Here is a 23,153-nt window from a genome sequence, read left to right as displayed (position 1 = left end):
ATCCCCGGACAGGGGCCGCCCCCGCGCGCCGCAGGTCTTACTCTGCTCCCAGTGCGCCCTCCCCCACCCGCAGGGCGGGCGTCCTTTCCGCCGCATCTCTTCCATGGGAGTCACCACCGTGACCGAAATGACCGACGGCGTCCTGCACACCCTGTTCCGCAGCGAACAGGGCGGCCACGAGCAAGTCGTGCTGTGCCAGGACCGAGCCTCAGGCCTCAAGGCCGTCATCGCCATCCACTCCACCGCCCTGGGCCCCGCCCTGGGCGGCACGCGGTTCCACGCGTACGCCTCCGACGAGGAGGCCGTCCGGGACGCGCTCAACCTCTCGCGCGGCATGTCGTACAAGAACGCCCTCGCGGGTCTCGACCTCGGCGGCGGCAAGGCCGTGATCATCGGTGACCCGTCGGTGCTCAAGAGCGAGGAACTGCTGCTGGCCTACGGCCGGTTCGTGGAGTCCCTCGGCGGCCGCTACGTCACCGCCTGCGACGTCGGCACGTACGTCGCCGACATGGACGTCGTCGCCCGCGAGACCCGCTGGGCCACCGGCCGCTCCCCCGAGAACGGCGGCGCCGGCGACTCCTCGGTGCTCACCGCCTTCGGCGTCTTCCAGGGCATGCGCGCAAGCGCCCAGCACCTGTGGGGCGACCCGACGCTGCGCGGCCGCAAGGTCGGCGTCGCCGGCGTCGGCAAGGTCGGCCGCCACCTGGTGGAGCACCTGCTCGCGGACGGCGCGGAGGTCGTGATCACGGACGTCCGCGAGGAGTCCGTGCGCGAGATCCTCGACAAGCACCCCGGCGGCAAGGTCACGGCGGTCGCCGACACCGAGGCGCTGATCCGCACGGAGGGCCTGGACATCTACGCCCCCTGCGCGCTCGGCGGCGCGCTGAACGACGACTCCGTCCCGGCGCTGACCGCGACCGTCGTCTGCGGTGCGGCCAACAACCAGCTCGCCCACCCGGGCGTCGAGAAGGACCTCGCCGACCGCGGGATCCTCTACGCGCCGGACTACGTGGTCAACGCGGGCGGTGTCATCCAGGTCGCCGACGAGCTGCACGGCTTCGACTTCGACCGGTGCAAGGCCAAGGCGGCGAAGATCTTCGACACCACGCTGGCCATATTCGCACGTGCGAAGGCGGACGGGATCCCGCCGGCCGCTGCGGCCGACCGGATCGCCGAGCAGCGCATGGCCGACGCGCTCGCCGCGCGCACCGCGGCCCGCACGGCCTAGGTTCGGCGGGACCCGCCGGGGTGCGGCGAGACGGAACTCACTGCACTTCGGCGGGTCGTCGGCCAGGAAAGCGTTAAAATCGCAGCTGACCAGCGAGTACGGGGTGTCCCGCTGGTCATGCGCCGAGGCGTGTCATGCGGGCGGCGTACCGTATGGCCGCGGAAGCAGGTACCGTTAAACCCCTACGGACGGTCTCTCCACGGAGAGCCCGCTCCGAACCATGAACGCGTGTCAGACTCTGGGGCCGTCGAGCCCCGTCACCGAGGGGGTCGAGCCATGGGGCGCGGCCGGGCCAAGGCCAAGCAGACAAAGGTCGCCCGCCAGCTGAAGTACAACAGCGGCGGGACTGACCTCTCGCGTCTGGCCAATGAGCTGGGCGCATCGCCGACAGAGCCGCTGCCTATCAGCGCGCCGGTCGAAGTCGATGACGATCTGGACGACGACGACCCGTACGCCAAGTACGCGGATCTGTACAACAGCGATGACGACGAGGACGAGGACGAAGAGTCCGGTCCGTCGGCGCACCGTCGCGGGGCTTGACGCGCAGAACTCCTGCACCGGGCGTTCCGCCCGCGGCTCCAACACTCGTAAACACTGAAACCCGGTCCAGGGCTTGCGCCCCGGACCGGGTTTCAGTGCTGCTCAGACCGCGTACGAGCCGGTGAGGGTCGCGCCCTCGGCGTGGTCGCCCCGGTCGAGGATCTCGCCGGCGACCCAGGCGTCGACGCCCCGGTCCGCGAGGGTGGTCAGGGCCACGTCCACCGACTCCTGCGGGACCACGGCCATCATGCCGACGCCCATGTTGAGGGTCTTCTCCAGCTCCAGCCGCTCGACCGATCCGGCCTTGCCGACCAGGTCGAAGACCGCACCCGGGGTCCAGGTGGAGCGGTCGACCGTGGCGTGCAGGTGGTCCGGGATGACCCGGGCCAGGTTCGCCGCGAGGCCGCCGCCGGTGATGTGCGAGTAGGCGTGGACCTCGGCCGTGCGGGTGAGCGCCAGGCAGTCCAGCGAGTAGATCTTGGTCGGCTCCAGCAGCTCCTCGCCGAGGGTCCGGCCGAGCTCCTCGACGTGCTGGTCCAGGGACATCCCGGCCCGGTCGAAGAGGACGTGGCGGACGAGCGAGTACCCGTTCGAGTGAAGGCCGGACGAAGCCATCGCGATGACGGCGTCACCCGTACGGATGCGATCGGCGCCCAGCAGGCGGTCGTACTCGACGACGCCGGTGCCGGCGCCCGCGACGTCGAAGTCGTCCGGGCCGAGCAGGCCCGGGTGTTCGGCGGTCTCGCCGCCGACCAGGGCGCAGCCGGCGAGGACGCAGCCCTGGGCGATGCCCTTCACGATGGCCGCGACACGCTCGGGGTGCACCTTGCCGACGCAGATGTAGTCCGTCATGAAGAGCGGCTCGGCGCCGCAGACGACGATGTCGTCCATGACCATCGCGACCAGGTCGTGGCCGATCGTGTCGTACACGCCCATCTGGCGGGCGATGTCGACCTTGGTGCCCACCCCGTCGGTGGCCGAGGCCAGCAGCGGGCGCTCGTACCGCTTCAGGGCGGAGGCGTCGAAGAGGCCGGCGAAGCCGCCGAGGCCGCCGAGGACCTCGGGGCGCTGCGTCTTCTTCACCCACTCCTTCATCAGCTCGACGGCGCGGTCGCCCGCTTCGATGTCCACGCCTGCGGCTGCGTAGCTGGCACCGGTGGTCTTCTCTGTCATGACAGGAGAGAGCTTTCGTGTCGTTACTGCGGGTGGTGCTGGGCCCTGGGAGAAGCCTCAAAGACAGGGCCCAGCGCAGGTTGAGCCGGCCGGGCGGAGTGCCGGCCTACGGGCGGCGGAGCGCGTCGGCGGCGTCGGTACCGCCCGCGAGCTCGGACTCCAGGAGCTGCTTGCCCAGGAGCTGCGGGTCGGGCAGCGCCATCGGGTACTCGCCGTCGAAGCAGGCACGGCAGAGGTTGGGCTTCTGGATGGTGGTCGCCTCGACCATCGCGTCGAGCGAGATGTACGAGAGCGAGTCCGCGCCCAGCGAGGTGGCGATCTCGTCGACCGTCATGCCGTTGGCGATCAGCTCGGCCCGGGTGGCGAAGTCGATGCCGAAGAAGCACGGCCACTTCACCGGCGGGGAGGAGATCCGGATGTGGACCTCGGCCGCACCGGCCTCGCGGAGCATCTTCACGAGCGCGCGCTGGGTGTTGCCGCGGACGATCGAGTCGTCGACGACCACCAGGCGCTTGCCCCGGATGACTTCCTTGAGGGGGTTGAGCTTGAGGCGGATGCCGAGCTGGCGGATCGTCTGCGAGGGCTGGATGAAGGTCCGGCCGACGTAGGCGTTCTTGACCAGGCCGGATCCGTACGGGATCCCGCTGGCTTCGGCGTATCCGACGGCGGCGGGCGTGCCGGATTCCGGCGTCGCTATCACCAGGTCGGCGTCGACCGGGGCTTCCTTGGCGAGACGCCGGCCCATCTCGACGCGCGAGAGGTAGACGTTGCGGCCGGCGATGTCGGTGTCCGGGCGCGCCAGGTAGACGTACTCGAAGACACAGCCCTTGGGCTTCGCTTCCGCGAAGCGCGAGGTGCGCAGGCCGTTCTCGTCGATCGCGATGAGCTCACCCGGTTCGACCTCGCGGACGAAGCTGGCGCCGCAGATGTCGAGGGCGGCCGTCTCACTCGCGACCACCCAGCCGCGCTCCAGGCGGCCGAGGACCAGCGGGCGGATGCCCTGCGGGTCACGGGCGGTGTAGAGGGTCCCCTCGTCCATGAAGACGAGCGAGAAGGCGCCCTTGACCTGAGGAAGGACCTTGGCGGCCGATTCCTCGATGGTCAGGGGCTTGCCGTCGTCGTCGGTCTGGCCGGCGAGGAGGGCGGTGACGAGGTCGGTGTCGTTGGTGGCCGCCACCTGGGTGGCGCGGCCGTCCTGACGGGGGAGGTCGGCGACCATTTCGGCAAGCTCGGCGGTGTTCACCAGGTTGCCGTTGTGACCCAGGGCAATGGAGCCGTGGGCGGTCGCGCGGAAGGTCGGCTGGGCGTTCTCCCAGACGGAGGCTCCGGTGGTCGAATAGCGGGCGTGACCGACCGCGATATGACCCTGGAGCGAACCGAGGGAGGTTTCGTCGAAGACCTGGGAAACGAGGCCCATGTCCTTGAAGACGAGGATCTGGGAACCGTTGCTCACAGCGATGCCCGCGGACTCTTGTCCGCGGTGCTGCAGTGCATACAGTCCGAAGTAGGTGAGCTTGGCGACCTCTTCACCCGGGGCCCAGACACCGAAGACGCCGCAAGCGTCCTGGGGGCCCTTCTCGCCGGGGAGCAGGTCGTGGTTGAGTCGTCCATCACCACGAGGCACGGCTCCGAGTGTAGGCGAGATCGACCACTGGTCCGAATTGGGGACGTCCGGGAAAAGTCACAGTGCGGACAGTCCGGTTACCCGTGCGGAGGGTGATCGATCAAGGCGTCTCGGCATCCGGAATGCCCTGGTTGACAGGGACCTGTGCGTTCGTACAGGCTTCCGCCTCATGCAGCCCCTCGGTGACCGAGCCGTCACCCTCGTCGAGCGCCGGCACGTGGACCTGGTCCGTGTCGCGAGCGCCATCTGTCGTCGCTGCGCGTAGTTCCTCCGCGCGCTGACGCGCGCCGTCCGTTCATGACCGGCGTTTCCCGTCGCCGCGCCCGCTGTTGCGGCGTTCCGCGCTGACCCTCCGCTCTCCCTTTTCCCCGCCCGTCGGGCCGCTCCGTCGTGCCGTGCGCCGTCCCGCGCCGCCTCGGAGGGGCCTACGTGCCCTGCCCTGGAGCCATTGTGTCTTCGTACGAATCCCACCTGTCCCGGCGTGCCTTCGGCGGTGCTGTCGGCGTGGGCGCCGCAGCCGCCGCGGCGGGGCTGGGCGCGAGCCCCGCCGCCGCTGCCGAGAGCCCCTCCGCGGGGCCCGCGGAGCGGGAGTTCCGGGCGGCCCGGGAGCGGCGCTCCCGGCGCCCGAACATCCTGTTCATCCTGGGCGACGACCTGGGCTGGGCCGACCTGTCCTCGTACGGCTCCCCGCACATCAAGACCCCGAACCTGGACCGTCTGGCCCGTCAGGGGGTGCGGTTCACCGACGCCTACTCGGGCTCCGCGACCTGCTCGCCGACCCGCTTCAGCCTCTACACCGGGCGCTATCCGGCGCGTACCGAGGGCGGGCTGGCCGAGCCGATCGCCGACAGGTCGGTGGGGCTGGAGCCGTCCCATCCGACGCTGGCCTCGCTGCTGAAGGAGGCGGGGTACTCCACCGCCCTGATCGGCAAGTGGCACGCGGGCTACCTGCCCCACTACAGCCCGACCAGGTCGGGCTGGGAGGAGTTCTTCGGGAACTTCGGCGGGGCCCTGGAGTACTACTCCAAGCTCGGTCTGGGCGGCGAGTACGACCTCTACGAGGGGGACGCCGAGTACAAGGACCTGCGCTACTACACGAAGATCATCACGGAGCGGGCGAGCGAGTACGTCTCCCGCGACCACCACGGCAAGCCGTGGCTGCTGAACCTGAACTTCACCACCCCGCACTGGCCGTGGATCGCCGAGGGGGACACGGCGGAGAGCGCCGAGATCGTCCGCCGGATCAAGGCGGGTGACGGGCGGGCGCTGTGGCACCAGGACGGCGGCTCGGTCGAGAAGTACAAGCAGATGGTCGAGGACCTGGACCGGTCGGTCGGCGAGGTGCTGAAGGCTCTGCAGCGCTCGGGGCAGGAGGAGGACACGATCGTGGTGTTCTCCAGCGACAACGGCGGCGAGCGCTTCTCGTACAACTGGCCGCTGTCGGGCAACAAGGCCTCGCTCCAGGAGGGCGGGATCCGGGTGCCGAACATCCTGCGCTGGCCCGCCCGGCTGGACGGGGGCCAGGTCAGCCGGGTGCCGGTGTTCAGCCCGGACTGGACGGCCACGCTGCTGGAGCTGGCCGGGACCCGGCCGCACCGGGCGTACCCGCTGGACGGGGTGAGCCTGGCCGGATACCTGCTGCGGGGGGAGCGGATCGCCGAGCGGAACCTGTTCTGGCGGGTGCGCGGGGAGCGGGCGCTGCGCCGCGGGGACTGGAAGTACTACCGGGGCAAGTCGGGCCGCGACCAGCTGTTCGACCTGGCCGGGGACCTCCGCGAGCAGGCCGACAAGGCGGCCGTGGAACCGGCCCGGCTGGCGGAGCTGCGGGCGGCCTGGGAGAAGACGGACGCGGGGCTGCTGCCGTACCCGGCGTGACGCGGGGCGCGGGCCGTACCCGGCGTGACGCGGGGCGTGGGCCGTGTCCGAACGGCTGATCGCCGCGGCGATCAGCCGGCGAGGCGGGTACGGCCCACGTCTGACGCCCTCGGGCGTCATTCGGCTGCGGAGCCGGCCCCGGCGGTGAGGTTCTTGCCGTCGGGGGCGGTCAGGGTGAGGGCTTGGCCGTGGATGCTCCAGGTCAGGGGGCCGGCGGCGAACAGCGCGGTCAGGGCCCGTTCCTGCTCTCCCGCCGGGCCCTCGCAGGCCATCCGGGTGGTGGTCGGCGGCCCGATGGTGAGGGTGGGGCCGGTGACCGTGACCGGGGCGCTGAAGCGGTTGCAGCCGAGGGTGCCGCTCACCCGGCCGTCGGGGGCGAGGGTGAAGCGTGCCGCCCGGCCGGCCGGGGCGGCGGTGCCGTCGACGGCACCGACCGTCCAGGTGGTCGCGGTGAGCGGGGCGTCCACGGCGGGCGGCCGTGCGGTGGCGCCGTCCGGGGTGAGGGTGGCGTCGGGGGTGGCGTCGGGGGTGCCGCCCTGGCAGCCGGCGAGGGCGACCGCGGCGAGCAGGGCCAGGCCGGGGGCGAGGTTCCTGAGGGTACGCATGCCCCTGGGACGGGGCGCGGGGCCGGCCGGTTCCCCGCCCTCGCCCGTTCAGGCCATCAGGGGCAGCAGCCCGGCCAGGTCGGCGCGCTCGCCGCTGGCGCTGACCTTGGCGGCGTCGAGTTCCGCCGCCCAGGCGGTCCGGCCCGCGGCGAGCCGGACCCAGGTCAGCGGGTCGGTCTCCACCACGTTGGGCGGGGTGCCGCGGGTGTGGCGGGGGCCCTCGACGCACTGGACGACCGCGAAGGGCGGGATCCGCACCTCCACCGAGCCGCCGGGCGCCTTCACCGCGAGGGCGTCGGCGAGCAGCCGGGTGCAGGCGGCGAGGGCCTGCCGCTCGACGGGGACGTCCAGGCCGGGCAGGGCCCGGTTGAGGTCGTCGGTGTGGACGACCAGCTCCACGGTGCGGGTGACGAGGAAGTCGGCGAGGGTCATGTCCCCGATCCACAGGTCGAGGACCCGGCTGCCGGGGTTGCGCTCCAGGGCCTCGGCCATCCGCGCGGCCGCCCGGTCGTACAGCTCGGGCAGCGGGGCGCCGGTGAGGGTCTCGCGGGCGACCTCGCTGATCTTCCCGGCGAGGGAGGCGGTGGCGAAGGGCCATTCGACGGCGCTCAGCTCGGGGACGGCGGCGGGCGGCCGGGCGAGGCCGCCGGCCAGCGAGTCCGCGATCCAGGCGATGTGGGCGGCGAGCTCGGCGACGCTCCACTCCCCGAGCCCGCTGGGCCGCGCGAGCTGCTCGGGGGTCAGACCCCGTACGGCTTCGGCGACGTGCCCGAACTGTGCGGTGACGRCCGTACGGATCTTCGCCTGGTCGTAGGCGCGCGGCTTCTTCTTCGCGGGCGGCATGGGGCGACCCTACTGGGGGAGGGTGACTCCGGTGCAGCCGTGGCGGGCGGTAGCGTCGGCCACGTAGGCCTTGAACAGCTCGGTGCCGCGCTCGCCGAGGACCCTCGCATCGTAGGTGCGGTCCGCGGTCAGGGTGAACACGGCGGGGCGGCCCTGGCAGGTGGCCGTGGCGTACGTGAGCGCTCCGGTCCGGCCGGCCTTTCCGGTGACCACCGGCTGGGGCAGCCGGCCGTCGCCGATGCCGACGGAGGCGCCGTCGTCCGCGTAGAAGGAACGGGTCTCCAGCCACCACGGGTCGCGGGTCTGGACGTTGTGGAGCTCCACGTAGCGCCAGTCGCCGCTCGGCTTGCGGGCGTAGATCCGCTCGGCTTCGGCGGGGCTGACGGCCAGCAGGCAGGTCTCCTGGTTGCCGTGGCCGCCGGTGGGGGTGCCGAGGGCGCGGTCGGGGAGGTTGCCGCGGTCGGTGGTGCGCAGCAGGGCGGAGTACCAGCCGCAGGCGTCGTTCTCGTGGCGGTCCTCGGCCCGCCCGAGGACCGTGCCCTGCGCGCGGAGGGTGGTGTCGGGCAGCTCCGGCAGGTGCGTAGCGCAGCCCAGTTTCGCGGCGAGCCGCAGGGCTGCGGTGCGGGCGATCCGGCCGAGGGCCCGGCGGTCGGCGTCCGTGGCCCGGGGGTCCCCGATCCAGGCCGTCGCCCGGACGGCGGTCGCTCCCGTCTCGGGGAGGGGGGTGGCGCAGGGGGCGGTGACGGTGACGTCGCGTCCGCCGTAGTCGCCGAGGGCGGCGTCGTCGAGCAGGGGCAGGCGCATCGCCACGTCGGTCCGCGCCGTGACGTCGCCGTCCGGGGTCTCGGAGGGCGCGGGGAACGGGGAGCGCCCCGTGGTGGCGAGGACGTTTTCCGGCGGGCCGGCGGGCAGGACGCGGACCTTGAGCGCGAAGTGCCGGTCCCCGTACTTCCTGCCGTCGACGACCTCCTGGAAGTCGCAGGTGTCCGGCAGCGACACGAAGTCGATCGTGTTCTCGGCCTGGTCGGCGAGCCGCAGCCGGTCGACGCCGCCGCGCAGCCGGAGCACCGGGTCGCCGTCGACGAGTCCGCCGCACGAGGAGGCGATCAGTTCGCGGCTCGCCGCGCGGTCCTGGTGGGCTTCGAAGGCGTCGTACAGGGCCCAGCCGCCGAAGGCCAGACCGGCCGCGCCCGCGAGGGTGAGGAGTGCGTTGACCGCGTTGCGCCCGCGGCCCCGGTCGGGCAGCGGTCCGCCGCCCGAGGGCCCCATCGGTTCGAACATCCCCCACCCCCGGTCTTCAACTGCCGTGCACGTGCGACGACATGATCGAAGCTACCAACGGGTTCGGACGCTCAGAGCGATCCGTCGGTATCGAAAACGTCACCGTTGGCCGGTCCGCCGAGGCCGCGCCGGGCGGCCTGGGCACGACGGGATCACCTCACGGGGTCGCGGCCGACAGCAGGACGAGGAGGGGGACCACCCGGGCGCCGGGAACCTCGTGGCGGCCCCGGCCGGTCGTGTGCAGCCAGCCGGCGGCGACCAGCTGGCGCAGGTGGTGGTAGACCTGGCCGCTCGTGCCGACCCCGTCGAGGGCGGTCAGTTCGGCGGCGGTGCGGCGGCCGGCCAGGATCTCGCGCAGCAGGCGCAGCCGTACGGGGTGGCCGAGTGCGGCGAAGGAGTCGGCGCTGCGGGTGCCGTCGGCCCTGTCGGTCCCCTCGTCGAGGAGGTCGGTGGTGGGGGCGGCCTGCTGCCATGCGTAGCGCTCGCCGGTGGGGAGGGTGACCGCGCCGGTGAACAGGACGCCGCCGGTCTCGGCGCCGAGGGCGGCGAGCCGTTCCTTCCAGCCTTCCAGGGCCCAGAAGTCTCCTTCGGGGGCCTCCGGGCGCGGGGGCGGGTCCGCTTCGAGCGCGTCCAGCCGGCGTTCGAGCTCGGCGACGCGTGCTTCCAGGTCCATGCCATGAAGTTACGTGATTACGTAATTCCACACAAGACCTGGTGTGCGACGCCGGACAACGGACGAGCCCCCGGCCGGAGCAATCCGGACCGGGGGCTCGTACGCGTACGGGCGGGCGGGGATCAGGCCAGCAGGGCCGGGATCGTCGCCTCGTGGGCCTCGCGGAGCTCGGCCAGCGGGAGGCTGAACTCGCCCTGGACCTCGATCTCCTCGCCGTCCACCACACCGATGCGGGTCGCGGGCAGACCGCGCGCACCGCACATGTCGGTGAAGCGGAGCTCCTCGCTGCGCGGGACGGACACGATGGCGCGGCCCGCGGACTCGGAGAAGAGGAAGGTGAAGGCGTCCAGGCCCTCGGGCACCACCACGCGGGCGCCGTTGCCGCCGCGCAGGCAGGACTCGGTCAGCGCCTGGATGACGCCGCCGTCCGACAGGTCGTGCGCGGCGTCGATCATGCCGTCGCGCGAGGCGGAGATCAGGATCTCGCCCAGCAGCTTCTCGCGGCCCAGGTCCACCTTGGGCGGCAGGCCGCCGAGGTGGTCGTGGACGACCTGCGACCAGGCGGAACCGCCGAACTCCTCGGCGGTGTCGCCGAGCAGGTACAGCAGCTGACCGGTCTCCTTGAACGCCATCGGCGTCCGGCGGTTGACGTCGTCGATCACGCCGAGGACCGCCACGACCGGGGTCGGGTGGATCGCCACCTCGCCGGTCTGGTTGTAGAGCGAGACGTTGCCGCCGGTCACCGGGGTGCCCAGCTCCAGGCAGGCGTCCGCGAGACCGCGGCAGGCCTCGGCGAACTGCCACATGACGTCCGGGTCCTCGGGGGAACCGAAGTTCAGGCAGTCGGAGATCGCGAGCGGCTTGGCACCGGTCGCGGACACGTTGCGGTACGACTCCGCCAGCGCCAGCTGCGCACCCGCGTAGGGGTCGAGCTTGGCGTAGCGGCCGTTGCCGTCGGTGGACATGGCCACGCCGAGGTTGGACTCCTCGTCGATGCGGACCATGCCGGCGTCCTCGGGCTGCGAGAGCACCGTGTTGCCCTGCACGAAACGGTCGTACTGGTCGGTGACCCAGGACTTCGAGGCCTGGTTCGGGGACGAGACCAGCGCCAGGACCTGCGCGCGCAGCTCCTCGGAGGTCTGCGGCCGCGGCAGCTTGCCGGCGTCGTCCGCCTGGAGGGCGTCCTGCCAGGAGGGGCGCGCGTACGGGCGCTCGTAGACGGGGCCCTCGTGGGCGACGGTGCCCGGGGGCACGTCCACGATCTGCTCGCCGTGCCAGAAGATCTCCAGGCGCTCGCCCTCGGTCACCTCACCGATGACGGTGGCGATGACGTCCCACTTCTCGCAGATCTCCATGAAGCGGTCGACGTACTGCGGCTCGACGATCGCGCACATGCGCTCCTGCGACTCGCTCATGAGGATTTCCTCGGGCGAGAGGGTCGCGTCACGCAGCGGGACGGTGTCCAGCTCGACGCGCATGCCGCCGGAACCGGCGGAGGCCAGCTCGGACGTGGCGCAGGAGAGCCCGGCGCCGCCGAGGTCCTGGATGCCCGCGACCAGCTTCTCCTTGAAGATCTCCAGGGTGCACTCGATGAGGAGCTTCTCCTGGAAGGGGTCGCCGACCTGGACGGCGGGGCGCTTGGTCGGCTTGGTGTCGTCGAAGGTCTCGGACGCCAGGACCGAGACGCCGCCGATGCCGTCGCCGCCCGTGCGGGCGCCGTAGAGGATGACCTTGTTGCCGGGGCCGGAGGCCTTGGCGAGGTGGATGTCCTCGTGCTTCATCACGCCGATGCAGCCGGCGTTGACCAGCGGGTTGCCCTGGTAGCAGGCGTCGAAGACGACCTCGCCGCCGATGTTGGGCAGACCCAGGCAGTTGCCGTAGCCGCCGATGCCCGCGACGACGCCCGGCAGGACGCGCTTGGTGTCGGGGTGGTCGGCCGCGCCGAAGCGCAGCGGGTCGACGACGGCGACGGGGCGGGCGCCCATGGCGAGGATGTCGCGGACGATGCCGCCGATGCCGGTGGCCGCGCCCTGGTAGGGCTCGATGTAGCTCGGGTGGTTGTGCGACTCGACCTTGAAGGTGACCGCGTAGCCCTGGCCCACGTCGACGACGCCGGCGTTCTCGCCGATGCCCACGAGCATGGCGTCGTTCTGCGGGACCTTCTCGCCGAACTGCTTCAGGTGGACCTTGCTGCTCTTGTACGAGCAGTGCTCGGACCACATGACGGAGTACATCGCGAGCTCGGCGCCGGTGGGCCGGCGGCCGAGGATCTCGCGGATCCGGGCGTACTCGTCCTCCTTGAGGCCGAGTTCCTTCCACGGCTGGGAGGCGTCCGGGGTCTCGGAGGCGTTCTTGACGGTGTCGAGGCTCATGCGCTGACCAGCTTCTTCAGGACCGACGTGAAGAACGGGAGGCCGTCGGTGCGGCCCGTCCCGATCAGCGGCTCGACCGCGTGCTCGGGGTGCGGCATCAGACCGACGACGTTGCCCGCGGCGTTGGTGATGCCGGCGATGTCGCGCAGCGAACCGTTCGGGTTCACGTCCAGGTACCGGAAGGCCACTCGGCCTTCGGCCTCCAGTTCGTCGAGCGTGCGCTCGTCGGCGGTGTAGCGGCCGTCCATGTTCTTGAGCGGTACGGAGATCTCCTGGCCGGCGGTGTAGTCGCCGGTCCACGCGGTCTCCGCGTTCTCCACCCGCAGCTTCTGGTCGCGGCAGATGAAGTGGAGGTGGTTGTTGCGGAGCATCGCCCCCGGCAGCAGGTGGGCCTCGGTGAGGACCTGGAAGCCGTTGCAGATGCCGAGGACGGGCATGCCGCCCTTGGCCTGCTCGATGATGGTCTCCATCACCGGCGAGAACCGGGAGATGGCTCCGGCGCGCAGGTAGTCCCCGTAGGAGAAGCCGCCCGCGAGGACCACCGCGTCGACCTGGTGGAGGTCCTTGTCGCGGTGCCAGAGCGAGACCGGCTCGGCCCCCGCGAGGCGGACGGCGCGCAGCGAGTCACGGTCGTCGAGCGTTCCGGGGAACGTGACGACACCGATGCGAGTGGTCACCGTCAGGCCTCGACCTTCACGGTGAAGTCTTCGATGACGGTGTTGGCGAGGAACGTTTCGGCCATCTTGTGGATGCGGTCGAGGGCGGCCTGGTCGACCGGTCCCTCCACTTCCAGCTCGAAGCGCTTCCCCTGGCGGACGTCGGCGATCCCCTCGAAGCCCAGGCGCGGCAGTGCACGCTGCACCGCCTGGCCCTGGGGGTCGAGGATCTCCGGCTTGAGCATGACGTCGACTACGACGCGTGCCACTGGCACTCCCGATGAGGTGGTTGGTGCAAGGCGGTTCCCTCAGCGTACCCGGCCAAAATTTCTACGCGGGTAGATATCGGGCGGCCGCAGCCGGCCCGCCGTTTCGGCTTCACCAACGCTTCGCAAAATCCACCGGAAAACCACGTGCCCGCCATTGCGGCGGGACACGCGGGGAGAATTAACTGGGCTTCGCAATTCAATGAGAATCGCGGTACAAAGGAATCAGCCGGGATTCCGACGGTTTGATGCATTCCACCGAAACATCCACACAGGCGACATCACCGCACGTCATGCGGGCGGGGATGGACGCACGAAGGGACCGATATCCGTGGCGCAGCGCGTAGTAGTCACGATCTCCGACGACCTCGACGGCGGAGAAGCGACGGAAACGGTCGTGTTCGCTCTGGACGGTAAGACGTACGAGATCGACCTCAATGTGGCCAACGCAAAGAAACTGCGGAAGGGCCTGGCCCCCTTCGTGGCCGCGGGTCGCCGGCAGTCCCGTTCCGGCAAGGCGTTCAAGCACACGTCCGTCGCCCCCGACCCGGCGGTCGTCCGGGCCTGGGCCCGGTCCAACGGCCACGACGTGCCGCCCCGCGGGCGCATCCCGAAGCGCGTCTACGCGGCCTACAACGAAGCCCACTGACCCCGGATTTGCCATCCACCCCCTCCGATCGGCTAGTGTGTGGATCACGCCGAGGGGCGAGGCCGAAAAGCCACCGCCCCGAAGTCGTGCGGGTGTAGTTCAGTAGCAGAACACCCCCCTTCCAGGGGGGAGGCGCAGTGTGCAATCCCTGTCACCCGCTCTGCACGCTTTACCGACCACGGTTGTGGATCAGGTAGAGTGATGCACGCAGAGCACGGCACTTGTGCCGTGGGAAGCATGCGGACGTAGCTCAGTTGGTAGAGCACCACCTTGCCAAGGTGGATGTCGCGCGTTCGAGTCGCGTCGTCCGCTCAGAGAACAAAGGCCCCGATCTTCGATCGGGGCCTTTGTCGTTCTCCGGTGCCATCACCCCACTCTCCCCTTTTGTGGCACACGTCACTTTCCGATGACAAATGTCATCGCGGGCCGTGACGGCGCGCACTGCCGGACCCGCCGGACCGCGCCGAGGCTGGATTCATGACCGCCACCATGACCGCCACGGGGAAGCCGGACCCGACGGGCGCATCCCTGCGCCGGCCGCCGTCACACTGGTCTGGATCATGGTCGCGGTAACGGCCGTCCGACGACGGTTCGCCGGGCACCGCGCCGCCAGTACGAGGGATCCGGGGGAACGGGCCGTGTCGAAGCTGACCGGGTGGTGGAAGCGCCGCAGCAGCGCGGGGAAGGTCGAGCTCTACACGCGCTGGTCCTTCCACTTCTTCATAGTCATGGAGATCGTGGGGTTCGGGCTGCCGGGGCTGGCCCCGGCGGCCAACGGCGGTCCGCCGGCGGTCTCGATCGCCCTCCTGGTGGTGGTGAGCGCCCACTCCCTCCTGGTCGGGTGCCTGACCTCCAGGGCGCTGGACTGGATCGTGGGCAGCCGGGAACGGCCCGTACGGCTCGTGGTGGCGGTGTCCGTCGTGACGGCCGCCGCCTGCCTGGCCCTCCTCGTCCTGCGCCGCACCGGACACGTCGACGACTCGGTGTCCATCACGATGGTGTTCGGGCTGGCCGGCTTCGGCTGTGGCGCGGTGGTGCTGTCCCTGGAGAAGGTCCGGCACATGCGGTACGTCCCGCTGATCGCGGCGGGGGGCACGGGCGCCGCGGCGTACGCCCTCGGGATCCCCGCGGCCGAGGCCCTCGGCCACCTGATCGGGACGCTGCTGGCCGGCGTGTTCCTGAGTGTCGCCTACGGGTTCTCCGGCTGGCTGCTGACCACCGTCCACGAGCTGGACCGGGCCCGGGAGCTCCAGGCGCAGCTCGCGGTGGCCGAGGAGCGGCTGCGGTTCGGCCGGGACCTGCACGACGTGATGGGCCGCAACCTCGCGGTGATCGCGCTCAAGAGCGAGCTGGCGGTGCAGCTGGCCCGGCGCGAACGGCCCGAGGCCGTCGACCAGATGATCGAGGTGCAGCGGATCGCGCGGGAGTCGCAGCGGGAGGTGCGCGACGTGGTGCGGGGGTACCGGGAGGCGGACCTGTCGGTGGAACTGGAGGGCGCGCGCGGGGTGCTGAACGCCGCCGGGATGGACTGCCGGGTCGAGTTCGAGGCGGCCGGGCGGACCCTGTCGGCCGAGGTGCAGTCGGCGCTGGGCTGGGTGGTCCGGGAGGCGACCACGAACGTACTGCGGCACGGGGACGCGCGGAGCTGCCTGATCCGGGTGACCGCCGGGGAGCCTTCCGGCGCGGTGACCTTGCTGGTGGAGAACGACGGGGCTCCCGACGCCCCGGCCGGCCCGCCCGGATCCGGGCTCGCGGGACTGCGGGAGCGGCTCGCGGCGGTGGACGGGACCTTGCTGGCGGGACCGGTCGAGGGCGGCCGGTTCCGGCTGCGGGCCGAGGTTCCGGGAGACGGACTGCGACGAGTGGAGGTGCGGGCGTGACTCCCGTACGGGTACTTCTGGCCGATGACGAGCACCTGATCCGGGGTGCGCTGGCCGCGCTGCTGGGTCTGGAGGACGACCTGGTGGTCGTCGCCGAGGCCGCCTCCGGACCGGAGGCCCTGGCGATGGCGAGGGCCCACCGGCCCGACGTGGCGGTGCTCGACCTGGAGATGCCTGGGGCCGACGGTGTGAGTGTCGCCACAGCGATCCGGGCCGAACTGCCCGGGTGCAGGACCATGATCGTGACCAGTCACGGCCGTCCCGGGCACCTGAAGCGGGCCCTTGCGGCGGGCGTGCGGGCCTTCGCCCCGAAGACGGTGTCGGCGCAGCGGCTGGCCGAGCTGATCCGCACCGTGCACGGCGGAGGCCGTTACGTGGACCCGGAGTTGGCGGCCGACGCGATCAGCGCGGGGGACTCCCCGCTGACGGCCCGGGAGGCCGAGGTGCTGGAACTCGCGGCGGACGGGGCGCCGATCGTGGAGATCGCGGAGCGGGCCTCGCTGTCACCGGGGACGGTGCGCAACTACCTGTCGTCGGCGGCCACGAAACTGGGCGCCGAAAACCGTCACACCGCGGTGCGTCTCGCACGCCGGCGAGGTTGGGTATAGTTGTCCTCGCGCCAAGGCGCACAGGCGGACATAGCTCAGTTGGTAGAGCACCACCTTGCCAAGGTGGATGTCGCGCGTTCGAGTCGCGTTGTCCGCTCAGCTGAAGGCCCCGATCGGTTCTCCGATCGGGGCCTTCTTCGTGTCTCAGCTCCAGGTCTGGCCGGTGAGGCGCTCGTAGGCCTCGACGTACTTGGCCCGGGTCCGCTCGACGACCTCCTGCGGCAGGACGGGCGGCGGCAGTTCGCCCTTGGGGTTCCAGCCGGAGGCCGGGGAGGCCAGCCAGTCACGGACGTACTGCTTGTCGAACGAGGGCTGGGCGTGGCCCGGCTCCCACTGGTCGGCGGGCCAGAAGCGGGAGGAGTCCGGAGTGAGGACCTCGTCCGCGGCGACCAGGGTGCCGTCCTTGTCGAAACCGAACTCGAACTTGGTGTCCGCCAGGATGATCCCGCGCTCGCGCGCGACGTCCCGGGCACGCCCGTACACGGCGAGGGTGGCCTGGCGCAGCAGCGCGGCCGTCTCGGCACCGTTGGTGCGCGCGACCTCCTCGTAGGAGACGTTCTCGTCGTGGTCGCCGACCGCGGCCTTGGCGGCCGGGGTGAAGATCGGGGCGGGCAGCTCGGAGCCGTCCACGAGGCCCTCGGGGAGGGCGAGTCCGCAGACCGTACGGGACTTCTCGTACTCGGCGAGGCCGGAGCCGGTGAGGTAGCCGCGGGCCACGCACTCGACGGGGACCATGTCGAGGTTCTGGCAGACCAGGGCGCGGCCGGCCCAGTCGGCGGGGGCTCCGGCGGGCAGCTCGGTGCTGATGACGTGGTTCGGGACCAGGTCGGCGAGCTGGTCGAACCACCAGAGGGAGAGCTGGGTCAGGATGCGGCCCTTGTCCGGGATCGCGGTGGGCAGCACCCAGTCCGCGGCGGAGATGCGGTCGCTGGCGACCATGACGAGGCGGCCGTCCTCGTCGCGGTAGAGGTCACGGACCTTGCCGGTGTGGAGGTGGACGAGGCCGGGCACCTGCACCGGCTCGGGCTTTTCGACGAATCCGGGCACGGAGTCTCCCTGTGGTTCTGTACGAGCGCAGGGCCATTCTCCCGCACGGGGGCCCGTGCCCGGGTCGGGGGGTCGGCCGTGCGGGTCGGCGGGGGCGTCTTCGCGGGGGCTTCCGGGCAGGGCGGGCGGGGTCAGTCGCGCTTGCAGATCCGGTCGAGGAGGTTGGCCGTGGCGCGCTGGACGCGCTCGTCCACGTGGCCGGGGCGGTCGAGCGCCGGGGACCAGGCGAAGGTGCCGGACGCGAAGACCAGGGCGCCGCTGGGCGCGCGGTAGAGGGAGGTCTCCTGGTGGCGCTTCGCGCCCTCGCTGTCGCGGTACGGGGAGTGCGCGAGCAGGATCCGGTCCCGGTGCTCCGGGAGCTGGGTGCGCGGGAAGTAGCGGTCGGCCTCGCCTGCGACCAGGCCGTCGAGTTCGTCGTTCTCGGCCGCGCCCGTGGAGTCCCAGAGCCAGTGCGTGGCGTTGCGCACGACCAGGGGAGCGGGGTCGGGGACCCGTCCCGCGTACTGGATGCCGAGGAGTTGCTGTTCGGGGCGGTCGACCTCGCGCCACAGGCTGGGCCGTCCGGGGCCGCGGCGTTTTCGGCAGGTGAGGAGGCGGTCCTCGACCCCGGAGGGGGACGGGCCCAGTTCGACCTGCCAGTACATGGTGTTGGCGGAGAGGAAGACCAGCGAGGTCCCGTGGTCGCGGGCGCGCTCGGCGGCGCGGCGCATGGGGGCCGACCAGTACTCGTCGTGGCCGGGGAAGACCAGGCCGCGGTAGCGGGTGGGGTCGACTCGGCCGGCGTGGAGGTCGCGGGTGTCGGCGTAGGCGAGGTCGTAGCCGTAGCGCTCGGCCCAGCGGATGAAGTCGTAGGCGTGGCCGACGTGCAGGGGCAGGCCGGCGCCCGCGTAGGGGCGGTCGAAGGAGACCGTGATGGCGGCGTCGCGCTCGCCGAGGAGACGGCCCTCCTCGTCCCAGGCGTGGTAGAGGCTGGCGCCGGTGCGGCCGTCCTCGGGGTAGAGGTTGTAGGCCTGCCAGGTGATGTCGGGGAGCAGCAGCAGGAGGTCGGCAGGGCGGTCGTCGCGGACCGTGAAGGGGATGTGGGAGCGGTAGCCGTCGACGGTGGTCAGGACGGCCACGTACGCGCCGACGCTCCAGTACGAGGGGACCTGGAGGCGCCAGGACAGCCACCAGTGGTGGCAGGAGACGGTGCGGTCGGCGGTGAGCGGGGACGGCTGCACGATCCCGGACAGCCGGGGGCTGGTGGTGATCTTGGAGGCGCCGTCGCCGGCGTAGTGGCCGATCCGGTAGACGTCGACGGAGAACTGCTGGGGCGGGTCGACGGTGATGTGGAAGTCGATGGCCTCGCCGGGGGCGACCGCGCCGGTGGAGGCGAAGCCCTTGATCTGGCGGTGCACGTCGTCGGCGGTGAGCGGGCCGCTGCTGCGGGCGCGGGGGACCCGGCCGGGGGCCGCGGCCGGGTCCACGTACCAGGGGACGACGTGGCCGGTGTCGTCGAAGTACAGCTCGCTGCCGCGGAACCAGGGCAGGGGGCCCTGGCCGAAGGGGTCGTTGACCGCGTGCGCGAGCGCACCTGACTCCCACCGCCGGATCTGGTCCGCACCCATACCGCTACCCCTCCCTCGCTCCCCCGAACGCGTTTTCGTCAGTGCGGCCCGGCGGTTTTCGGACAGCTCCGCCGCGACCGATCCCAGCACATCACATAACGCACGCACTCCGTCACCGTTCGTCGCGAATTGGCGTGACCGGAACCCCGGGCGCCGCCCTCAGACGAGGCGGACGGGCTTCTCGGGGCGTACGCCGACTTCCGCGAGCCAGTCCCGCAGGGGCGCCGGGTCCCCTTCCTCGACCAGGGAGAGCACCCGGGGGGCCAGGTCGGCGCTGCGCCGGCCGCCGACGAGGAGGACCGGGCCGTCGAGCCAGTCCAGGCCGGGGGCCGCTCCGGCCGAGTCCACGGCGGCGCAGCAGACCAGCGCGGTGACGTGGTCGGCCAGCAGGTCCCGGCCGCTGCGCGGGAGCTGGAGCGGGAAGAGCGGGAGCGTGTCCGCGCCGCTGGGGCGGCCGGAGCCCGTGGCGGCGCCGGCGGCGCGTTCCCCCCGGGCCAGGTCCCCGCTGAGGCGCCCGGCCAGGGCCTCCCCGGCGGCGCCTTCACCGGTGGGGTCGGTGAGGTACGCGAGCACCCGCTCCAGCGTCGGGCCGCCGAAGCCGTCCTCGGCGGGCGGAGCGAAGGCGGCCCGCCCGTCGGCGACCGCGTCCCGGCCGGCCCCCGGGAGCGGGCCCGCGGGGGCCGTGACGGGGCCCGGGGCCGGCATGGGGGCGGGGCCCGGGGCCCGAGTCGTCGCCGGCACCGGGGCCGTCGGCGAGGTCTGGGGAGACGCCAGGGTCTGGGGAGACGGCGGGGTCTGGGAGGACGGGGGCGTCGGAAGGCCCGTCGGGACGGAGAGGGCGTCCAGCGCCGTGTGGAGGCGGGCGGCCTCCGTGCGCCACTTGCGGTCGACGACCTCCTCCGGGTACGCCGCCCAGTCCACCGGCGACCAGTCCGGCCCGGCCTCGGCCGGGCCGCCGTGGAAGAGCCGGGCGGCCAGCAGGGAGGTGGCCTCGTCGACCGCCCCGGGCTGCTCCAGCAGATCGCACGCGGGACGCTCGCCCAGTCGTGTGGTGAACTCGTCGGCCAGCCGGTCGCGGCGCGAGAGCTCGGTCAGGGCGGAGACCACCCCGGCATCGAGGTGCGCGGGCCAGCGGCCCATCCGCCAGGCGGGCAGGGCGACCCGGGTCAGCAGCCGGTCCCAGCCCGCGTAGGCGAGGCCGACCTGCTCCTGGGCGACGATGCGCAGCCCGTAGTCCACGCCCTGGGCGCGGTCGGAGGCGGCGGCGGCCACCCCGCGCTCCATCTCGGCGGCGTCCGTGCGGCACAGCCGCAGCAGCAGCCGGGCGGGATGCGCGATCCAGCCCAGGCCGGGCCGGCTCCCGACGTCCACGGCGGCGTCGAGTCCGCGGACGAAGCCGCGCGCGTCGGCTATGTCCGGGTGGGCGGAAGGGCCCGTACCGGCGACGACGGGCGCGAGGACGGCCCGTAGCTCGGCGACCCGCATCCACCACAGGAAGGGCGAGCCGATCACCAGCACGGGGGCGGCGCCCGGCTCGGACTCGGGCCCCGCGGGTCCGGCGGAGGCGCGCGCGCCGGCCCGGCGGTGGGCCGCGTGCGCACGGTCCTCCAGCCAGCTGTCGCAGTCCGGGGTCAGGGCTATCGCGGAGGGCGCGGGAACGTCCATCCGGTCGGCGAGGTCGCGCACCAGACGGTAGAGGTCGGGCGCGGCGGCCTCGGAGAGCGGGACCGTCGGCGTCACGGCGGGGCGGGCGCGCAGGACCACGGCGCCGAAGATCCCGCCGACCAGCAGCACCAGCGCGGCGACCGCGCACACGGCCAGAGTCACCGCCGGCCAGGGGTCCCCGGCCAGCCGGCCCGTCATCCGGGCGGCCACGAGCACCACCGCGAGGGCGGCGGGCAGCAGCACGGCGGCCAGCGCCCTGCTGCGGACGCGCAGCACGGCGAGGGCCCGGGAACGCGCGGAGGGCGTGCCCACTTCTGCGATCGAACCGGTTCCGGACACGGCCGGACCTCACCCCCTCTGCCCTGCGGCGGCGTTGCTCACTCCCCCACTGTGACACCCGCCACCGACATCGCAATGCCGGTGGGCCATGTGCCGGAATGCTTGCGCCGCACCCTAGTTGGGGCCGGGGCGGGCGTCAGGCGGTCCGGGTGACGATCACCCGATGGAATGGCTTTGGGCAAAGGTGGATGCGTTCGAACGCGGCCGGATGCAGTCGCACGCGAATACGCGCGCGGGCCCGGTGCGCCTTTCCCGCGCACCGGGCCCGCTTCGCCACGACCCTGCTGGTCAGCGGCCTTCGGCCGCCTTGGCCGCAATGTCCGTACGGTGCTGCGAACCGTCGAGCCTGATCCGCGAAACCGCCTTATACGCCTTCTCGCGCGCCTGCGCCAGGTCGGAACCGGTCGCCGTCACCGACAGCACGCGCCCACCCGCGCTGACGACCGCGTCGCCCTCGCGGCGGGTCCCGGCGTGGAGCACGTAGGCGTCGGGCGCGTCCAGGGCCGCCACCTCGGCGAGGCCCTCGATCGGGTCCCCGGTCCGCGGGGTCTCCGGGTAGTTGTGCGAGGCGATGACCACCGTGACGGCGGCGTCGTCGCGCCAGCTGAGCGGCGGCTCGGCGTCCAGGGTGCCGCGGGCGGCGTTCAGCAGGACGCTCGCGAGCGGGGTGCGCAGCCGGGCGAGGACGACCTGGGTCTCGGGGTCGCCGAAGCGGGCGTTGAACTCGATGACCCGGGTGCCGCGGGAGGTGATCGCGAGACCGGCGTAGAGCAGGCCGGAGAAGGGGGTGCCGCGGCGGCGCAGTTCGTCGACGGTGGGCTGGAGGACCAGCGCCATGACCTCGTCGACCAGCTTGGGGTCGGCCCAGGGGAGCGGCGAGTACGCACCCATGCCGCCGGTGTTGGGGCCCTCGTCGCCGTCGAGCGCGCGCTTGAAGTCCTGCGCGGGCTGGAGCGGGAGGACGGTGACGCCGTCGGTGATGGCGAAGAGGGAGACCTCGGGGCCGTCGAGGTACTCCTCGATGACGACCCGGTCGCAGGCCAGCGCGTGGGCGCGGGCGGCGGCCCGGTCCTCGGTGACCACGACGCCCTTGCCGGCCGCGAGACCGTCGTCCTTGACGACGTAGGGGGCGCCGAAGGCGTCGAGCGCCTCGTCGACCTCCTCCGCGGTGGTGCAGACGTAGCTGCGCGCCGTCGGGACCCCGGCGGCGGCCATCACGTCCTTGGCGAAGGCCTTGGAGCCCTCCAGCTGCGCCGCCTCCGCGGAGGGGCCGAAGACGGGGATGCCGACCGCGCGGACGGCGTCGCCGACCCCGGCCACCAGGGGCGCCTCCGGGCCGACGACGACCAGGTCGGCGCCGAGTTCGGTGGCGAGCGCCGCGACCGCGGCGCCGTCGAGGGCGTCGACCGGGCGCAGCTCCGCCACCTCGGCGATGCCGGCGTTGCCGGGGGCGCAGTACAGCGCGGAGACGTCGGGGTCGAGGGACAGAGAGCGGCACAGGGCGTGTTCGCGGGCGCCGCCGCCGATGACGAGGACCTTCACGCCGCCCAGAGTAGCCCGGACGGCGTGGCGCGTTTCGTGCGGCCACCCAACTACACGGCGCTACTCATTCGTGTATTCCTCCACAACGGTGGCTCCGAGCTCCCGCACGATGAGGTCGTGTCCGGTCAGGGCGCTCTCGACGAGGTCGGGATCGTCCTCCTCGGCGAAGTCGTCCTCGGGGGCGACCGGCGGGGGCGCCTGCTGTACGGGCGGCTGCGGTGCCGCGGCCGACTGCTGGGGCGGCTGGTACTGCTGCTGCGGGGCGGGCGCCTGGGGCTGCTGAGGGGGCGGCTGCGGGCTGTAGGCGGGTGCGGCCGGGGCCCCGTACGAGGACTGCTGGACGGGGGCCGGGCTGCCGCCCCCGCCCGCGCCGACCACGGCGTCGATCTTCCAGTTGACCTGGAACTGCTCGGCCAGCACCGCCTTGAGGACGTCCTCGCTGCCGCTGCTCGCGAAGTTGTCGCGGGCTCCGGGGTTGGGGAAGCCGAGCTGGAGGGTGGTGCCGTCGAAGCCGGTGACCTGGGCGTTCTGGCTGAGCAGGATCCAGGTGAAGCGACGGCGGTTCTTCACGGCCTCCAGGATGCCGGGCCACATCGCCTGGACCTGCCCGGCGCCCGCGGCCATGCCGGGGGAGGGCGCGGCGGCGGGGGCGGCGGCCTGCGCGGGGGCCGCCGCGGGGG

Annotated in this window: 20 protein-coding genes, 3 tRNA genes and 1 pseudogene; 10 read left to right on the top strand and 14 right to left on the bottom strand. The window is 72.4% G+C overall.

The features are described 5' to 3' along the window. The first annotated feature begins 118 nt into the window (after window positions 1-118). Together AB4039_RS30935 and AB4039_RS30930 are read left to right on the top strand one after the other, a co-directional pair. The gene (locus AB4039_RS30935; protein WP_266840549.1) at window positions 119-1,228 is read left to right on the top strand and encodes a Glu/Leu/Phe/Val dehydrogenase dimerization domain-containing protein; all 1,110 of its coding nucleotides are present in this window, start codon (window positions 119-121) and stop codon (window positions 1,226-1,228) included. Window positions 1,229-1,504: 276 nt separating this feature from the next. Next, a complete protein-coding gene (locus tag AB4039_RS30930) occupies window positions 1,505-1,768 on the top strand; it encodes a DUF3073 domain-containing protein (protein ID WP_266575285.1) in 264 nt (87 codons plus the stop codon). Between the two features lie 102 nt (window positions 1,769-1,870). Here the strand turns inward: AB4039_RS30930 and purM are convergent, their stop codons facing one another. Both purM and purF read right to left on the bottom strand, forming a co-directional pair. Next, window positions 1,871-2,941, bottom strand: a complete 1,071-nt coding sequence (gene purM, locus AB4039_RS30925) for a phosphoribosylformylglycinamidine cyclo-ligase (protein ID WP_442272334.1) — start codon at window positions 2,939-2,941, stop codon at window positions 1,871-1,873. A gap of 106 nt (window positions 2,942-3,047) precedes the next feature. After that, complete coding sequence (purF, locus tag AB4039_RS30920) at window positions 3,048-4,565, bottom strand: amidophosphoribosyltransferase (RefSeq protein ID WP_266840546.1); 1,518 nt, start codon at window positions 4,563-4,565, stop codon at window positions 3,048-3,050. A gap of 169 nt (window positions 4,566-4,734) precedes the next feature. Here purF and AB4039_RS30915 point away from each other — a divergent pair, with 169 nt between their 5' ends. Then, window positions 4,735-4,830, top strand: coding sequence for a putative leader peptide (locus AB4039_RS30915; RefSeq protein WP_323188240.1), 96 nt, complete (start codon window positions 4,735-4,737; stop codon window positions 4,828-4,830). 185 nt (window positions 4,831-5,015) lie between these two features. Further along, on the top strand, window positions 5,016-6,440 hold the full coding sequence (locus AB4039_RS30910; protein ID WP_266840545.1) for a sulfatase-like hydrolase/transferase: 1,425 nt from the start codon (window positions 5,016-5,018) through the stop codon (window positions 6,438-6,440). Between the two features lie 116 nt (window positions 6,441-6,556). Here the strand turns inward: AB4039_RS30910 and AB4039_RS30905 are convergent, their stop codons facing one another. From AB4039_RS30905 to purS, 7 genes are all read right to left on the bottom strand, one after another. Beyond that, entirely contained in the window at window positions 6,557-7,045 is a 489-nt protein-coding gene (locus AB4039_RS30905) for an META domain-containing protein (protein WP_442272333.1), read from the bottom strand. A gap of 48 nt (window positions 7,046-7,093) precedes the next feature. Continuing rightward, window positions 7,094-7,888: a sterol carrier family protein gene (locus AB4039_RS30900; protein ID WP_442272332.1), complete on the bottom strand. Its 795-nt coding sequence runs from the start codon at window positions 7,886-7,888 to the stop codon at window positions 7,094-7,096. 9 nt (window positions 7,889-7,897) lie between these two features. Further along, the gene (locus AB4039_RS30895; protein WP_266840542.1) at window positions 7,898-9,169 is read right to left on the bottom strand and encodes a hypothetical protein; all 1,272 of its coding nucleotides are present in this window, start codon (window positions 9,167-9,169) and stop codon (window positions 7,898-7,900) included. A gap of 157 nt (window positions 9,170-9,326) precedes the next feature. Further along, the gene (locus tag AB4039_RS30890) at window positions 9,327-9,842 is read right to left on the bottom strand and encodes a winged helix-turn-helix domain-containing protein (protein WP_266840541.1); all 516 of its coding nucleotides are present in this window, start codon (window positions 9,840-9,842) and stop codon (window positions 9,327-9,329) included. A gap of 122 nt (window positions 9,843-9,964) precedes the next feature. Further along, the gene (gene purL / locus AB4039_RS30885) at window positions 9,965-12,214 is read right to left on the bottom strand and encodes a phosphoribosylformylglycinamidine synthase subunit PurL (RefSeq protein WP_266840540.1); all 2,250 of its coding nucleotides are present in this window, start codon (window positions 12,212-12,214) and stop codon (window positions 9,965-9,967) included. Further along, on the bottom strand, window positions 12,211-12,891 hold the full coding sequence (gene purQ, locus AB4039_RS30880; protein WP_030225586.1) for a phosphoribosylformylglycinamidine synthase subunit PurQ: 681 nt from the start codon (window positions 12,889-12,891) through the stop codon (window positions 12,211-12,213). Before purQ ends, purL begins: the two co-directional genes overlap by 4 nt. Before the next feature lie 2 nt (window positions 12,892-12,893). After that, window positions 12,894-13,145 (bottom strand): phosphoribosylformylglycinamidine synthase subunit PurS, encoded by a 252-nt coding sequence (gene purS, locus AB4039_RS30875; protein ID WP_008740952.1) that lies wholly within the window; start codon window positions 13,143-13,145, stop codon window positions 12,894-12,896. A 322-nt stretch (window positions 13,146-13,467) separates the two neighbouring features. Here purS and AB4039_RS30870 point away from each other — a divergent pair, with 322 nt between their 5' ends. From AB4039_RS30870 to AB4039_RS30845, 6 genes are all read left to right on the top strand, one after another. Beyond that, window positions 13,468-13,785 (top strand): histone-like nucleoid-structuring protein Lsr2, encoded by a 318-nt coding sequence (locus tag AB4039_RS30870; RefSeq protein ID WP_266840538.1) that lies wholly within the window; start codon window positions 13,468-13,470, stop codon window positions 13,783-13,785. 88 nt (window positions 13,786-13,873) lie between these two features. Further along, window positions 13,874-13,945 (top strand) — tRNA-Gly (locus AB4039_RS30865). 79 nt (window positions 13,946-14,024) lie between these two features. Continuing rightward, a tRNA-Gly gene (locus AB4039_RS30860) sits at window positions 14,025-14,097 on the top strand. Between the two features lie 326 nt (window positions 14,098-14,423). After that, on the top strand, window positions 14,424-15,665 hold the full coding sequence (locus AB4039_RS30855) for a sensor histidine kinase (protein WP_442272331.1): 1,242 nt from the start codon (window positions 14,424-14,426) through the stop codon (window positions 15,663-15,665). Further along, a complete protein-coding gene (locus AB4039_RS30850; RefSeq protein WP_266840536.1) occupies window positions 15,662-16,273 on the top strand; it encodes a response regulator transcription factor in 612 nt (203 codons plus the stop codon). Before AB4039_RS30855 ends, AB4039_RS30850 begins: the two co-directional genes overlap by 4 nt. Before the next feature lie 24 nt (window positions 16,274-16,297). Beyond that, a tRNA-Gly gene (locus tag AB4039_RS30845) sits at window positions 16,298-16,370 on the top strand. A gap of 47 nt (window positions 16,371-16,417) precedes the next feature. Here the strand turns inward: AB4039_RS30845 and AB4039_RS30840 are convergent. From AB4039_RS30840 to AB4039_RS30820, 5 genes and pseudogenes are all read right to left on the bottom strand, one after another. Continuing rightward, entirely contained in the window at window positions 16,418-17,320 is a 903-nt protein-coding gene (locus tag AB4039_RS30840) for a phosphoribosylaminoimidazolesuccinocarboxamide synthase (protein WP_266840535.1), read from the bottom strand. 131 nt (window positions 17,321-17,451) lie between these two features. Beyond that, window positions 17,452-18,927: a N,N-dimethylformamidase beta subunit family domain-containing protein gene (locus AB4039_RS30835; protein ID WP_266840534.1), complete on the bottom strand. Its 1,476-nt coding sequence runs from the start codon at window positions 18,925-18,927 to the stop codon at window positions 17,452-17,454. 159 nt (window positions 18,928-19,086) lie between these two features. After that, entirely contained in the window at window positions 19,087-20,931 is a 1,845-nt protein-coding gene (locus tag AB4039_RS30830; RefSeq protein ID WP_442272330.1) for a hypothetical protein, read from the bottom strand. A gap of 288 nt (window positions 20,932-21,219) precedes the next feature. Next, window positions 21,220-22,473 carry a phosphoribosylamine--glycine ligase gene (purD, locus tag AB4039_RS30825; RefSeq protein WP_266840531.1) on the bottom strand — a complete coding sequence of 418 codons (1,254 nt, stop codon included), beginning with the start codon at window positions 22,471-22,473 and terminating at the stop codon, window positions 21,220-21,222. Window positions 22,474-22,533: 60 nt separating this feature from the next. After that, window positions 22,534-23,153: pseudogene (locus AB4039_RS30820) on the bottom strand (DNA polymerase III subunit gamma and tau); the annotation flags it as partial.

It is taken from the genome of Streptomyces sp. M-16 (assembly GCF_052114405.1).
Lineage (GTDB): Bacteria > Actinomycetota > Actinomycetes > Streptomycetales > Streptomycetaceae > Streptomyces.
The sequence above is the reverse complement of the archived record's forward strand: the minus strand, read 5'-3'. Positions and strand labels throughout refer to the sequence as shown.

Bases quoted from the DNA above. Each gene is read 5' to 3' on its own strand.
- AB4039_RS30930 (WP_266575285.1), top strand. From the start codon at position 1,505: ATGGGGCGCGGCCGGGCCAAGGCCAAGCAGACAAAGGTCGCCCGCCAG.
- purM (WP_442272334.1), bottom strand. From the start codon at position 2,941: ATGACAGAGAAGACCACCGGTGCCAGCTACGCAGCCGCAGGCGTGGAC.
- AB4039_RS30915 (WP_323188240.1), top strand. From the start codon at position 4,735: ATGCAGCCCCTCGGTGACCGAGCCGTCACCCTCGTCGAGCGCCGGCAC.
- AB4039_RS30905 (WP_442272333.1), bottom strand. From the start codon at position 7,045: ATGCGTACCCTCAGGAACCTCGCCCCCGGCCTGGCCCTGCTCGCCGCG.
- AB4039_RS30895 (WP_266840542.1), bottom strand. From the start codon at position 9,169: ATGTTCGAACCGATGGGGCCCTCGGGCGGCGGACCGCTGCCCGACCGG.
- AB4039_RS30890 (WP_266840541.1), bottom strand. From the start codon at position 9,842: ATGGACCTGGAAGCACGCGTCGCCGAGCTCGAACGCCGGCTGGACGCG.
- purL (WP_266840540.1), bottom strand. From the start codon at position 12,214: ATGAGCCTCGACACCGTCAAGAACGCCTCCGAGACCCCGGACGCCTCC.
- AB4039_RS30835 (WP_266840534.1), bottom strand. From the start codon at position 18,927: ATGGGTGCGGACCAGATCCGGCGGTGGGAGTCAGGTGCGCTCGCGCAC.